The organism is Desulfitobacterium sp. (assembly GCF_035539115.1).
Lineage (GTDB): Bacteria > Bacillota > Desulfitobacteriia > Desulfitobacteriales > Desulfitobacteriaceae > Desulfitobacterium_A.
Genome location: NZ_DATLJA010000022.1, coordinates 61,768 through 75,529, shown reverse-complemented (window position 1 = coordinate 75,529; position 13,762 = coordinate 61,768). Strand labels below are relative to the sequence as shown.

Here is a 13,762-nt window from a genome sequence, read left to right as displayed (position 1 = left end):
AATTGGAAAATGACCTCTCCGAACTATTGATTTTACTGGGCTAAAGGGGTTCTGTTTTTGATTAGGGACTACAAAGATTTCTTGAAACCTGAAACCCGCTCCCAGCTTGCATTGGTAATTTATGTCGCCAAACTTGGGTTTTATAGAAGGAAAGATAGAGTAATGAATAGTTTCAAAAAATCTTTGACTATTATAATCACAGGAATCATATTATCTGGATTAACAGGCTGTAATGGGAATACAGAAAAAATAGTATCTACAAATCCACAAGTTGTTGGATCAACAGTAGAAAATGATGATAACGTAAATCTTAAACAAGAGCAATCTAATAAGGCACTCGAAAATACTTATAACGGAGAGTGGCATTCAATATCAAGATTAAGATATATAAAAGGTACAATAGTATCTTTAAAACAATCATCAGAAGGGAAATATATATTAAATTTAAAGGTTGAATTTAATTATCATAGTGAGACAGACCCTGTGAGGGGAGATTTTCCATTTAAAATAGGCGAAGTTGTAGAGTTTACGCTTAAAGATAAACCGAAAATTGCTTTAAGCAACAATAAGAGAATTATTATCTATCAAGGTCAAATTACAACAGATGGTAAGAACGATTTTCTTGGTGCAGATATAAAATATTATGAAGAAAAAGGCAAGTATTTCGATATGACTGGAAAGGAAATAAATTTACCCCCACATGATTACCCAAGTAGTTGGTAAATGCTCTAAATCAAAATTATTAAAGTTTGTCAACTCTTTTCAAAAACTCGCTTTAAATCAATCAAATACTTCCTGCCCCTTGACTCGTGAAACCGCTTTCTGCCATCCTCGATAAAATTTCTCGCGCTTGTCCTTAGCCATCTGGGGTTGGAAGTGGCGATCGATGTGGTACCGCTTAATGAGTTCTTCCGTGTCAGGCCAGAAACCTGTCGCGAGTCCGGCGAGGTAAGCTGCACCTAAGGCCGTCGTCTCGATACACTGAGGACGTTCAACTTGGACGCCCAAAATATCCGCTTGAAATTGCATTAGGAGATTGTTGGCAACGGCTCCTCCATCGACTTTGAGAAGTTTTAGGTTAAGGCCAGAATCAGCTTCCATCGCGGTAAGGACATCTTTGGTCTGATAGGCCATGGATTCGAGGGCTGCCCGGATAATGTGGTTTTTACCACTGCCTCGAGTGAGTCCCAAAATGGCACCGCGGGCCCGCATGTCCCAATGTGGGGCTCCGAGTCCGGTAAAGGCGGGGACGACGTAGACGCCCCCGTTATCGGGGACTTTGGCAGCAAAATACTCAGAGTCAGCTGCTGTTTCAATGAGTTTTAATTCATCCCGGAGCCATTGGATGACGGCTCCGGCAATAAAAATACTTCCTTCAAGGGCGTAGGAGATTTGACCGTTAATTCCCCAAGCAATCGTGGATAAAAGTCCGGTTTGGGATTCGATCACGCGATCTCCTGTGTTCATCAACATGAAGCAACCAGTACCGTAAGTATTCTTAGCCATCCCCGGTTCAAAGCAGGTCTGTCCGAAAAGAGCGGCTTGTTGGTCTCCAGCGATTCCAGCGATCGGGATTTTATATCCGAAGAAGCCTTCAGGAGCGGTGTTCCCATAAAGATAGCTGGAGGGTTTAACGTCAGGGAGCATGGCTGCGGGCACTTGAAGTTCTTGAAGAAGTCCAATATCCCACTGGAGTTCTCGGATGTTATAAAGCAAGGTTCGGGAGGCATTGGAATAATCGGTGACATGGACTTGGCCTTGCGTGAGTTTCCAAACAAGCCAGGTATCCATCGTTCCGAAGAGGAGTTCTCCACGTTCAGCTCTTGTGCGAGCATCGGGTACGTGATCAAGTATCCATTTGATTTTCGTTCCCGAAAAATAAGCATCAATAACAAGACCAGTTTTCGCCTTGAATACGGGTTCGAGCCCTCGGGCCTTTAAGTCATCACAGATCTCGGTTGTTCTTCGGCATTGCCAGACGATGGCCGGGTGAATGGGTTTCCCAGTTTGTTTATCCCAGACAACGGTTGTTTCTCTTTGGTTCGTAATGCCGATTCCTGCGATGTCTACGGGGTTCACTTGAGTCCGGGCAAGAAGTTCCGCAATGACTCCGTATTGGGTGCTCCAGATTTCCTCAGCATCATGTTCCACCCAGCCCGGTTGGGGGTAGTACTGAGTGAATTCCTTCTGGGTAATGCCAATGATTTGGCTGTCACGGTCAAAGAGGATGGCGCGACAGCTGGTTGTGCCCTGATCAAGAGCGAGGATATATTTTTTGCTCACATCGATCTCTCCCTTAAACCTCTTCCTCGAGTTCAATCCCTGCCATCTTAATAAGATAGAGAGCATTTCTCGTCGTCGAGATTCCCTCTCTTAATTGATAATCAAAATGGATCTCTTGATTCTGATAAAATTCGCGGAAATGATAATTTTTAACCCGACCGTGACTTTCTTTTTCGAGTTCCCCGAGCTCTAAGTCATGGGTCGAGATGAGTCCTAGCGCCCCATCTTTTTGTAATTGGTTAATGAGCGCTTTGGCCCCATAATGACGGTCATGGGAGTTGGTCCCTTTAAAGATTTCGTCGAGAAGAAAGAAAACCGGTTTGTCCGTTTTCGCAGCTGTAACAATTTGTTTGATCCGTAGGATCTCGGCATAAAACGATGAAATATTCTGCTCCAAATTATCACTGATGCGCATACAGGTCCAAAGATTCATCAGCGAACAACTGAATTGTTTGGCACAGACAGGAGCTCCTGTATAAGCAAGGACGAGATTACTCCCCACCGTTCGTAGAAAGGTACTTTTCCCGGACATATTCGATCCGGTTATCAGAGTGATCCCCGATGGTGTCTTCATTGCGAAGTCGTTCGCCACTCTTTTTTGAGTGAGTAACGGATGACCCATTTTCTGGGCAGATAGGCCGTTTTGATCTTTTAGAATTGGGCTATGCTCTTCGAGTATTTGAGGCATGGCCCAGTCTGGATTATCGAAGCGGATATTGGCAAGGCTCGAGAGGGCTTCAACCTCGGCAAGAACTTTAAGCCAAGTCTTCAGGAGGGGTCCCGATTTCTTTTTCCACTCTTCCAGGGCAATCATACATTGATAATCCCAAAGTGTCAGGATATTGACGATTAGAAAAATAGCATTTTCCCGGCTGGAGATCCACTCGGTGATTTTGGAGAGTCTCTTAATTTGTTGATAAGCGGGCTGACTCGCTTGGTCACGGAGACTCTCCTGGCGTACTTTAAGCCACGGACTATTAAAGTTTTGATTTTCGAGATGTTTCAGCATCTCGGTATAGGTTTTTAAACTGGCTTCGTAGCGGAAAACCGTGGATAAAACCTGAGATCGTTCTGTTCCGTAGACCTTAAGAAGCAGATATTGAACAACGACTAAAAGGGCAGGGATTTGCCAAGGAATAGAGAGCTGAAAGGCATAGAGTGCAATCATGAGAAGGGTTATCATGGGGAGAACTCGCATCCCCAGCTTGACTGCAGGCTGTAAATAGGATTCATCATTCTCTCCAGCCCAACGGATAAGAGGTTCAGTCGGCTTCAGTTGATCTGAGACAAGAATTCCTTCTGACTCGAACCGTTGCCGCCAAGCTAAATTACGAGCCAACTCGGTTACAGCAACTTGTCGTTGCGTAATTTCCGAACGGTCTTTAAGCGGTTGCTTGAGCACTTTGGCTAACGTTTCACGTCCCGAAGGAGTTTGGGCCGAGTTAATCCACTGAAAGATCGAGGCTTGTCCGAACAAATCCAAATCGGAAGCATAAGGATGGTCTTCGTCTTTGAACTCGACACCTGAGTCTGGAAAGTTTACCCACTTCCCGGTTAAACGATCCACCCCTTGACGATTGAGCCCTATTAAGATTTCCGAATACTTAAGTCGAGTGCGGACGCGCTTGTGTTGAATCGCGAGATAGCCAAAGAGAATTAAGGTGAGAAGCCCCATGGCCATACCCATAATAGAATTAAAGGTTCGGTAGAGAAAGAAAGCCACAGCCAATCCCAAGATAAAGGTGGTTAAACGATAATTGCTCAAACGATTGGCTGTTTGTTGCTGTTTTTCTTGAAGTTTTTCGTAAGTCTGTTTTCGGCGTTCATAAATTTTCTTTGGCTCTTTCATGGTTTACCTCCAGATTGATCTCTAGTTGAGTTAATTCTATGGCATAAATAGCCAAATGGGAAGAGAAGAAAAAAAGTCCATTAAAAAATAAGTAAATAAAAACTCACCAAATCCCAAAAGTCGAAGTTGATATGGAAATATAATTTTAAGAAGCAATTGACTTTTACCAATCGCTTCTTAAAATTTTGCATTTAGAGTATGCGCGCGTTAGTACGCTTTCGGAAAACCAAAACGAGAGGTATAGGGTTGAGGAATACCGAGTCTACGTTCTTCACGTTGTAACCAGCGTGGTTCATACTGCTCTTCGAGTTTTTCCCACCATAAGGGTTCTCTACCTGGTAAGAAGCCCATTTGTCTTTCTAATCTTTCCCACCAAGCGGGTTCGAATCGCTCTTCGTATAACTCCCAAGACCTGGGTTCATACCCGCGAAAATTGCGATAGAAAGGATAGGAATAAGGATAATACTGACACGGACAAATATTCATGAACTTCACCACCTAATTAAAATAACTTCCCAGTGGTATAATATACCATAAACAAGGATAGGAAAGTTGGCCAGTTAAATATTTCTATTTAACGATGAACCCTCGGCATTGCCGAGGGTTCATCGTTAAATTGCTTTTCTTTTGAATAACATTGAACTTTCTTCATTACCAGTACAAGCTTCATAGCAATGTGAATGATAATGATCGATACTTGTATATCCATTCATAGCATGAATGTGTCCACCTCCTGGACAAGCCAGACTTGGACCAGTTGAGCCTCTAGCGCAGTGGACGTGACCCTGATCGAAGGTTGTTAATCCATTGTAGTAATGAAAATGAGAATTTCCCAAGGGAACTGAGGGACCTGTTATCCCATTCATACAGTGAATATGGCCATTAGCGCAGGAAGTACGAGTCCAATAAGAATGAACATGATAGTCTGACGGAACCATTAGATTCACCTCACCTTCGTACTGATAGCTTATGCTTATTCAAGTATAAGGGTGAGGTTGTCACAAACCACCTGAGGCTAAAGTATTTTTCCCCTGTTTCAAATTAGATTATGGGCACCGTGTTAGATGTAAATAGAGGAATGTTGGTGAATAAATGTGGGTTATACAAGAGTAGCATGCCAAGCTTAAAACTGTTGGTCAAGGTAAATCGGCAGGTGAAGCTGCATTTTTACCAATCCACGAAGTTTTTCATGTTTAAGACTATGCTATGGAATATACTATTTATAATGAATGTTTATAATTTCGAGGTGTTATGTCATGGCTTTTATAAATACGAAAACTGAAGACTCCGGAGTAATTTCCTCGGGTCTGCGTCAGAAAGGTATAGTGGCTAATTCAGGGGCAATGTTTGATATTGTTCGGCTTGTGAACCAAATTGCTCCGTTGGACTGTACCGTATTGATTTTGGGTGAGTCCGGCGTTGGTAAAGAAATTGTGGCAAAATTGATCCATGAAAACAGTGCGGTTAGAGATGGGCCGTTTATTAAAGTCAACTGCGGTGCCATACCGGAGAATCTGCTGGAATCAGAATTCTTTGGTTATGAATATGGTGCTTTTACAGGGGCCCAAAAGAACGGAATGCCAGGCAAATTCGAATTGGCCCACAACGGCACAATCCTTCTGGACGAGATTGGAGATCTTCCTCTGCATCTCCAGGTTAAACTATTACGTGTGTTGCAAGACCATGAAGTTGTTCGCATAGGTGGCAACTTCACGCGCACGGTCAATATTCGGGTCATAGCTGCAACCAATAGAAACTTAGCAGAGATGGTGCAACAGGGTAATTTCCGGGAAGATTTATATTACCGCTTGAATGTAGTTCCCCTATGGATACCGCCTTTAAAAGAACGTAGGGAAGACATAATGCCCTTAATCAGACATTTCAAACGAAAATTTCAAATCAAATACGGGATTGAACGTAATTGCTCGTCTGAGGTTACCAAGGTATTCCAGGCCTACGACTGGCCTGGTAACGTTCGTGAATTAGAGAACACGGTTGAACGGCTCTATGTCATGCCGGAATTTGGCACAGGCATTACGGCTGACATCTTAGTGCAGCAGTACTTGAATTCCAACTGGATGCAACAAGGCGATGGGCTTGTGACGATCCAGAAGTTGGGCCTATTGAAACAGGCTGTTAAGGAGGTCGAAAAGAAAATGATAATTATGGCTATTGAACGGTTTGGTACGGCTAAACAGGCAGCAACTTTCCTCGGTATTGATGAATCGACCCTAAGCCGAAAGCTGAGGAGACACTAATTTCTTTAGTAATAGCATCCTTGGCTCCCCTTGTACTTGGGGCCAAAACGAAAAGCTGCCAACGCTGGCAGCTTTAACTGTTTCCGGCGCCCCTAAGTCAACGAATGTGCGCCAAATCCTTAGGCGGCAAAAATGCAATGGAAAATTGCAGTTATGCCTATCAAGTTATCAGGCTCTGTCGACATAATCTCGCCAATACGCGGATATGAGTGGATTCTATCGAGTATCTGCGCATAAATCGCACTGGCATCGAATTTGCAATAATATTCTGACAAGCGCTTGCTGGGTAAAAAGAATGACTAGGAAGGCGAATTAGGTGGACCAATTAACAGGGGGGTGGCGTGGCTAAGTTTTAGTTTTGTGTGGGTTGAAGTGTTTCATAGGGTAAACCAGGTATCCGTTTCTTGTGAACCCAAAAATTTGTTTAAGGAGGAGTTTAAATGGATTATCAAGATATCATTTATGAAAAAAATATTGGGGTTGCCAAAGTAACTATTAACCGTCCGAAAGTACGCAATGCTTTTCGTTCATTGACGGTACGCGAAATGATTAATGCTTTTAAAGATGCTTGGGATGACAATACCATCGGGGTCGTGGTCTTAACCGGAGCCGGCGACCGGGCCTTTTGTGCGGGAGGAGACCAGAAAGATCGGGACAGCAGCGGTTATTCCGGTACCGGCGGAGGTCTGGAAGCTGGGATTGGATTGGAAATGGAAGGCCTGCATGCGGTGATACGTAACATCCCGAAGCCTGTGATTGCGGCGGTCAATGGATTTGCCATTGGCGGGGGGCATGTTCTCCAAGTCATATGCGATTTAACAATTGCTTCTGAGCAAGCCATTTTTGGACAAACTGGACCCAAAGTTGGTAGCTTTGACGCCGGATTCGGCAGTGCTTATCTGGCCCGAATTGTAGGTGAGAAAAAGGCTCGGGAAATCTGGTATCTTTGCGAGCAATATACGGCCCAAGAAGCATTACAGATGGGTCTTATCAATAAAGTGGTTCCCCATGACGAGCTAATGGCAGAAGTCGATGTCTGGTGTCAAAAAATTCTGGATAAAAGTCCTACAGCTCTCAAAATCCTTAAACGCTCTTTTAATGCGGACAGCGCAAATATTGAAGGAATATCACAAATGGCCATGAATTCCTTGGCTATGTTTTATAACAGTGATGAAGCGGTGGAAGGACGTAATGCCTTTGTCGAAAAGCGTCCAGTTGACTTCCGAAAATTCAGAAAATAAAGAGTACAAGGAATATAGAGAATTCCAGGGACGGTATGTTTGGAGGAGGAGCAGTAATGGAAATACCAGTTATCGCCAGACCCATGCCACGTCCTAACTTATGTGGTGGGGTTGCGGCGGCTATGAGCGGCCGGTCATTTGAATATAAGGCTCCACCCAAAAACATATCGGTTACAACCTCGTCTAATTCTTGCGTGGTTTCATGATAACTTTCATCCAACTCACCTCAATTTTTAACAGAATTTTCTGATTACAAAATCTAATGCAAGTTCTGTACCTTCTAATGGTTCAAAAATAAAAAAATATTTTTTCCTTAGAAAGTTCAGTTTTTTTTAATTTCTTCAAACAGCCGATTTTAACAACTAATGTTAATAAAATGTCCAGATATTCTGAGAAGTCGGAAAAATTCACCCAGAAATGTCCGGAAAGTTGGACCTGGATAACATTGAAGTAAGTATAGCTAATCCATACAAGAGGCTTAGACTCAAAGAATGAGTAGTAATGATGCAACCAATAGTTCTTATATCGTTAGTTCGAGGATCGCAGACGCTACGAGTCGGCCGGATAAAATATGTAATATGCACTTCTTCAATCCTACTTTAGTTATGAAACTGGTTTTATTCGTATGAATGAATACTTATTCTCTTAACCGTTAGACTGGTGAATTGTTTCATTCGCGGGACTTTTCTGACATTTAAACTGAATTGTATAGTTTACTCAGGAACAATCGAGTATCATTAGGTTAGACTACTCCTACTGAGGGGGGATTAACTGATGTTACTTGTCGAGATCATGGATACCTCGGTTAAAACGATGACTTCCTCACAATCGATAAGCGAGGCGATCAAGTTTTTTCGGAAAGCCAAGTTGAAAACCGTCTTCGTCGTTGATGAGGAAGGAATTTTAATTGGAATACTAACTCTTTCGAATTTGTTCGATGCTTTATTACAAGGGCGAGGTCTCGAAGATTACATTAAGGGTTGTTACATACCAAAAGATAAAATTATCTTCTTTCCCCAAGATAAAGAGTTTTTAAATCTCGCAGAGGTGCGTGAATGGCTGCTGAATTCAAAAGTTAGAGAGACGCCAATAATCAATAAGGAAGGTCGACCAGTTGGTGTTGTGACTCAAACTTGTGTTATCGTTTCTTTTTTGAAAGAAATGGAAGCAATGTATGACCAAATCTATTCCCTTCTGAAGGTTGTTCCTACTGGAATTTTGGCAGTGAATGAGGATAATCAAGTTACGGTATGTAACCAATTCTCTGAAAATCTATTAAGTTTACAATCCACTCAAGTCATTGGGCATGATCTAGGAGAGATTATGCCTGAAATTCAGTTAAGTAGCACCAAGCCCCAAAAAATACACCGCAATGCCACTAGCATTTTAGCGACTTCTCGACCTGTTTCCTTAGAGTCAATTCGCGGCTACATCATCGTCATGTATGATGCAACTGAGGTCGAACGTTTGGCTTTAGAGATTGAAAGTATCAAGAGCTTGCAAAGTACACTCGAAACGGTGTTGAACACAGCTTATGAAGGCTTATTGGTTATAAACGACGAGGGAAGGATCGTTCTTACCAACCGGTCGTTCGAACAGTTAAGCAATAAACGAGGGCAAGAATTAATAGGTCAAAAGGCAGGCGCTGTTGTCAAACATTTTGATTCGATTTCGAAAATCCAAAAAGGGTATGAAATAGAGAACATTAATGGACAATCAACCATTGTATCTTATATTCCATTAAAGGGTGCACCGGAGGTGTCAGGGGGGGGTTCTCAGGGTAATATATCATCAACTGGATCAGCTTCAAGACGTCATGCGAGAATTCGATAAACTGAAGCATAGTCTTAACTATTACAAAGACGAGTTATTTAAAATAAATGGTACCCATTTTACGCTAGACTCCATTATCACTACACGGAGTAAAGAAATGATCGAGGCCAAAAGGGTAGCTGCCAAAGCAGCAGAATGTTTGACCAATGTTTTAATTATCGGTGAAAGTGGCACTGGAAAAGAATTGTTTGCGCATGCGATTCACAACGCAAGTTCAAGAAGTAGAGAACCTTTTATCAAAGTAAATTGTGCGGCTATTCCCTCCGAGCTTGCGGAGTCTGAATTTTTCGGTTATGCACCTGGGGCTTTTACTGGCGCGGCAAGACAAGGGAAACCGGGCAAATTTGAATTGGCAAACGGCGGTACAATATTTTTAGATGAGATTGGAGATATGCCATTACTGTTACAGAGTAAACTATTAAGGGTAATTCAGGATCGAGAAATAGAAGTGGTGGGGGGAACCAAACCAATACAGATTGATGTACGGATTATTGCTGCCACAAATAGAGACCTAAAAATGCTTGTGAAGCAAAAACTATTTCGTGAGGATCTGTTCTACCGCTTAAATGTGATTTGCTTACCCTTAGCGCCATTAAGAAACCGAAAGGAAGACATAGAACTGCTCGTCAATAGTTTTCTGTCAAAGTATAATAGAGCTCTCAATAAAGAATTTAAAGGGATAACGCCTGATGTACTTGAAGCGTTTAGAAACTATTCATGGCCGGGAAATGTTAGAGAACTTGAGAATGCAATTGAAAGGGCTGTAAGCCTAGGAAATAACGCCTGGCTGACATGGGCTGATTTTAGTAATATTTTTGAACAGGAGCGTATCGGGATAGTAAATTCTACGAATAACTCGGCTTCATTAGCTCAAAGTAATTTGGACAAAACGCTACTAAAGGGGAACTTACAACAACAGGAAACGGAATTGATTCGTTGGGCTCTCACTGAATGTACAGGGAACAGAGTAAAGGCAGCTAAGCTTTTAGGTATAAGCCGTTCCAGTTTCTATGAGAAACTTAAGAAACATGACATTCTTAATCCGAGTTCAGCACTAACTCGAATGTAGACTATCGTTCTGGTCCAGTGGATACTGGCATAATCCAAAGTGATCCAACAACTCCTCAGACTGAAGGGTTGTTGGATTTTATCATAAATTGGACAAAATTGTCCGGCGGTGACCTGTGTGTAACCGATTCCGAGGGCTATATAAAGATTGTAGGACGTAAAAAAGATATCATCATTCGAGGTGGAGAAAATATTAGCTGCAGAGAAGTCGAAGATTTGTTGTATACTCATCCAGATGTGGAAGAAATCGCAATTGTTGCTCGGTCGGACGAGCGTCTTGGAGAAAGAGCTTATGCTTATGTGGTATTAAGCCAGGGGAAACAGCTCTCGTTAAAGAATATTCAAAAATACTTGGAAGCTCACGGAGTTGCCAAATATAAGTGGCCAGAAGGGATGGTTATTGTAAAAAGGTTACCCAGAACAGCAAGTGGAAATAAATCCATTCTTAGAGAAGAAATCAATAAGTCTGAGTGAATAAAGCCTTATGGATGACCTGCGTAAAAGAGTAGAGGTTGTCCACAAGGCTTTTACAGTAATCCTGTGTGTGAAAATCAAGACAGCTATGTCCGATATGTTGGATGCTTTCGGACATCCAGACAAAACGCACAGACAGTTAAGCAGTCGCGGCGGAGTACTAACCTACGGCCAAACACGGTTTTTTCAGTTAAATCGGTAATCAGGTATGTTTTCTTTTGTTGGATAACTCGTGTTGGTATGGTTCTTGCTATAGATAATAGTATCTTTGAAAATAGGAGGAGGATTTCCATGACTAAAGTAATTGATTACTGGCATCAACCGTTCACAGAGGAAGGAATGAAGAAAGCGTATATCGATGATCCTGAACAAAATCAGGTTGCTAAATGGTGGCACTTGGACATTAAAGGAAGGACACCCGAAGAATTCATTGCAGATATGGACAAAAATGAGGTAGATAAAGTTCTTATCCCTTCGGGTAAAATTAAATCTTATAATAGGCAGGTTTTGCAGTGGAACTTCCAAACTGAGGATGTCTACAAAATGATCAAAGACCATCCAACACGATTATACGGACTTCATGGAATCAATCCTGAAGAGAGAATGGATGGAGTTCGAGAGTTAGAACGAGCGGTTAAGGAATTTGGTTTCGTGGGCGCACATCTGCACACTTATGGTTTTGGTTTACCCGTTAATGATAAAAGATACTTCCCCTTTTATGCTAAATGTGTAGAACTGGATGTCCCTGTTGTAATGCAAATTGGGCATTCTGCAGAAGCAATGCCCAGTGAAATGGGACGCCCGATCTATCTGGATGAGATTGCCCTCTACTTCCCAGAATTAAAGATTGTCGCTGCGCATACCGGTTGGCCGTGGTGTGAAGAATTAATCGCTATGTCTTGGAAACATCCAAATATCTATATTGGCACCACAGCTCATGGCCCGAAGTATTGGGATAGTAAATTAGTAGCTTTTTTAAATACCAAAGGAAGAGGACTGGGTAAAGTCATGTTTGGTACGGATTTCCCCGTTCTTAACTGGCCTACCTGCATAAAACAAATTGATGCCTTAGAACTAAAACCAGAAGCAAAGAAACAATTGTTGAATGGATGTGCCACTAAAGTCTTTAATTTCAAGGACTAATGGATGAGGTGGTATTTATGAATGCATTTGAATTATTAACGATTGATATTAAAGATCATATTGCGTGCGTAACCCTCAATAGACCTCCTGTCAATGCCTTAAACAATGAGTTGGCTAAGGAGTTGGTCGCGGCATTTCTGGATCTCAAAAACGATCCGGAAGTAAGGGTTGTTGTCATTACAAGTTCACGAAAGGTTTTTGTGGCTGGTGCTGACATCGCTATGATGAAGGGAATTGCAGAAACCAAGAATCTTGGAGAAATGTTGGATTTCGACCGGCGATTGCAGTTTGCCAATTCTATTCTGGAAGATATGCCTAAACCTACTATTGCTGCAATTAACGGTCACTCCATGGGTGGTGGTACTGAGCTGACCCTCTTTTGTGACTTCCGATTTATAGCAGAAACAGCTACGATGGGTTTGCCTGAGATAAATCTCGGCTTATTGCCAGGCGCAGGTGGTATTCAGAAGATTGTTCGAATTATCGGTAGAACGAAGGCACTTCGGTTAATGTTGCAGGGTAAAGCCCTTTCCGCCCAGGAAGCTTTAAATTTGGGTTTAGTCGAAGGCGTTTGCCCGGCGGAAACTCTAATGGACTCAGCCCTGGAACTAGCTCGCGATTTGGCTCAGCGGGCAGCAGTAGCAGTGGCGGAAATTAAAAAGTGTGTCAACGCTGCTCTGGAACTGGAACGAGGTTCTAGTTTGGCCTATGACGTACGTGGTTTAGGTGAGTTGTTTGTGACAGAGGATGCTGGAGAAGGCCTTAAGGCCTTCCTTGAAAAACGAGCGGCGATGTTCAAAGGTTTCTAGCTTACTTAAAGGAGGGAAAAATCCAATGCGTTTAGATGGCAAGAATATAATTGTAACAGGAGCAGGTTCAGGTATTGGCAAGGCAATTGCTTTAATGTGCGCTTCTTACGGTGCAGACGTAAGTACAGCAGACCTAAACACTGAAGCCTTAAAGGTAACCAGTGCAGAGCTCGAAAAGCTGGGGAGCAAGTGTGTTGCAGTGACCACAGATGTTACAAATTTTGAGTCCGTAACAGCGATGGTTAAGCAAACCCAAGACACTCTGGGAGAGATTGACGCTTTAGTGAATTGCGTGGGCTGGGATATCATTGAGCCTTTTTGGAAGAACTTGGTAGAGTATTGGGACAAAGTCATTGATATCAACTATAAATCGGTGGTTTATTGCTCGCGTGCTGTGCTTGACGGCATGATGGAGAAAAAAGCTGGCAAGATTATCAACATTGCCAGTGACGCCGGTAGGGGTGGCAGTAGTGGAGAAACAGTGTACGCTGGGGCCAAAGGAGGAGTAATTGCGTTTACCAAGTCATTGGCTCGTGAGGTTGCTCGCTATAACATCCTGGTGAATTGTATTTGTCCAGGTCCCACCAACACACCACTATACCAAGGACAACCAGAAAAAATGAGACAGGCTTTAGAAAAGGCAATTCCACTAAAACGGGTTGCTGAGCCTGAGGAGGTTGCGGGGGCAGCCGTGTTCTTTGCTTCTGATTTAGCGAGCTTTATTACAGGTCAGATTATCAGTGTAAGTGGAGGATTGACACTTTACGGTTAATAAAACTGTTCGGAGACTTAGGTTTTGCATAA

15 protein-coding genes and 1 pseudogene are annotated in these 13,762 nt (G+C 42.6%); 12 read left to right on the top strand and 4 right to left on the bottom strand.

The window, feature by feature from the left end:
- Nucleotides 1–81 precede the first annotated feature (81 nt).
- On the top strand, nt 82–723 hold the full coding sequence (locus tag VM640_RS04145) for a hypothetical protein (protein ID WP_325390154.1): 642 nt from the start codon (nt 82–84) through the stop codon (nt 721–723).
- Nucleotides 724–780: 57 nt separating this feature from the next.
- On the opposite strand, the gene glpK is transcribed toward VM640_RS04145, so the two are convergent.
- The 4 genes from glpK to VM640_RS04125 all read right to left on the bottom strand — a co-directional run bounded on the left by glpK (nt 781) and on the right by VM640_RS04125 (nt 5,070).
- Nucleotides 781–2,283 (bottom strand): glycerol kinase GlpK, encoded by a 1,503-nt coding sequence (gene glpK / locus VM640_RS04140; protein WP_325390153.1) that lies wholly within the window; start codon nt 2,281–2,283, stop codon nt 781–783.
- Nucleotides 2,284–2,296: 13 nt separating this feature from the next.
- Nucleotides 2,297–4,132: a MutS family DNA mismatch repair protein gene (locus tag VM640_RS04135; RefSeq protein WP_325390152.1), complete on the bottom strand. Its 1,836-nt coding sequence runs from the start codon at nt 4,130–4,132 to the stop codon at nt 2,297–2,299.
- 207 nt (nt 4,133–4,339) lie between these two features.
- Complete coding sequence (locus tag VM640_RS04130; RefSeq protein ID WP_325390151.1) at nt 4,340–4,618, bottom strand: hypothetical protein; 279 nt, start codon at nt 4,616–4,618, stop codon at nt 4,340–4,342.
- A 125-nt stretch (nt 4,619–4,743) separates the two neighbouring features.
- Entirely contained in the window at nt 4,744–5,070 is a 327-nt protein-coding gene (locus tag VM640_RS04125) for a YmaF family protein (protein WP_325390150.1), read from the bottom strand.
- A gap of 318 nt (nt 5,071–5,388) precedes the next feature.
- Between VM640_RS04125 and VM640_RS04120 the strand changes: the two genes are divergently transcribed.
- The 11 genes and pseudogenes from VM640_RS04120 to VM640_RS04070 all read left to right on the top strand — a co-directional run bounded on the left by VM640_RS04120 (nt 5,389) and on the right by VM640_RS04070 (nt 13,730).
- Nucleotides 5,389–6,390 carry a sigma-54 interaction domain-containing protein gene (locus tag VM640_RS04120; RefSeq protein WP_325390149.1) on the top strand — a complete coding sequence of 334 codons (1,002 nt, stop codon included), beginning with the start codon at nt 5,389–5,391 and terminating at the stop codon, nt 6,388–6,390.
- A 440-nt stretch (nt 6,391–6,830) separates the two neighbouring features.
- Complete coding sequence (gene menB, locus VM640_RS04115) at nt 6,831–7,631, top strand: 1,4-dihydroxy-2-naphthoyl-CoA synthase (protein ID WP_325390148.1); 801 nt, start codon at nt 6,831–6,833, stop codon at nt 7,629–7,631.
- Between the two features lie 56 nt (nt 7,632–7,687).
- Nucleotides 7,688–7,837 carry a hypothetical protein gene (locus VM640_RS04110; RefSeq protein WP_325390147.1) on the top strand — a complete coding sequence of 50 codons (150 nt, stop codon included), beginning with the start codon at nt 7,688–7,690 and terminating at the stop codon, nt 7,835–7,837.
- Between the two features lie 300 nt (nt 7,838–8,137).
- Nucleotides 8,138–8,248 (top strand): annotated as a pseudogene (locus tag VM640_RS04105) (3-hydroxyacyl-CoA dehydrogenase NAD-binding domain-containing protein); the annotation flags it as partial.
- Nucleotides 8,249–8,405: 157 nt separating this feature from the next.
- Nucleotides 8,406–9,464 carry a CBS domain-containing protein gene (locus VM640_RS04100; RefSeq protein WP_325390146.1) on the top strand — a complete coding sequence of 353 codons (1,059 nt, stop codon included), beginning with the start codon at nt 8,406–8,408 and terminating at the stop codon, nt 9,462–9,464.
- Entirely contained in the window at nt 9,448–10,533 is a 1,086-nt protein-coding gene (locus VM640_RS04095) for a sigma-54 interaction domain-containing protein (protein WP_325390145.1), read from the top strand. The genes VM640_RS04100 and VM640_RS04095 overlap by 17 nt, the downstream gene beginning before the upstream one ends.
- 71 nt (nt 10,534–10,604) lie before the next feature.
- Nucleotides 10,605–11,006, top strand: a complete 402-nt coding sequence (locus tag VM640_RS04090) for an AMP-binding enzyme (protein WP_325390144.1) — start codon at nt 10,605–10,607, stop codon at nt 11,004–11,006.
- Nucleotides 11,007–11,016: 10 nt separating this feature from the next.
- Nucleotides 11,017–11,208, top strand: coding sequence for a hypothetical protein (locus VM640_RS04085; RefSeq protein WP_325390143.1), 192 nt, complete (start codon nt 11,017–11,019; stop codon nt 11,206–11,208).
- 89 nt (nt 11,209–11,297) lie between these two features.
- The gene (locus tag VM640_RS04080) at nt 11,298–12,149 is read left to right on the top strand and encodes an amidohydrolase family protein (RefSeq protein ID WP_325390142.1); all 852 of its coding nucleotides are present in this window, start codon (nt 11,298–11,300) and stop codon (nt 12,147–12,149) included.
- Between the two features lie 17 nt (nt 12,150–12,166).
- Entirely contained in the window at nt 12,167–12,958 is a 792-nt protein-coding gene (locus VM640_RS04075; RefSeq protein WP_325390141.1) for an enoyl-CoA hydratase/isomerase family protein, read from the top strand.
- Between the two features lie 25 nt (nt 12,959–12,983).
- Nucleotides 12,984–13,730 carry an SDR family NAD(P)-dependent oxidoreductase gene (locus VM640_RS04070; protein WP_325390140.1) on the top strand — a complete coding sequence of 249 codons (747 nt, stop codon included), beginning with the start codon at nt 12,984–12,986 and terminating at the stop codon, nt 13,728–13,730.
- The last annotated feature ends 32 nt before the right edge of the window (nt 13,731–13,762 follow it).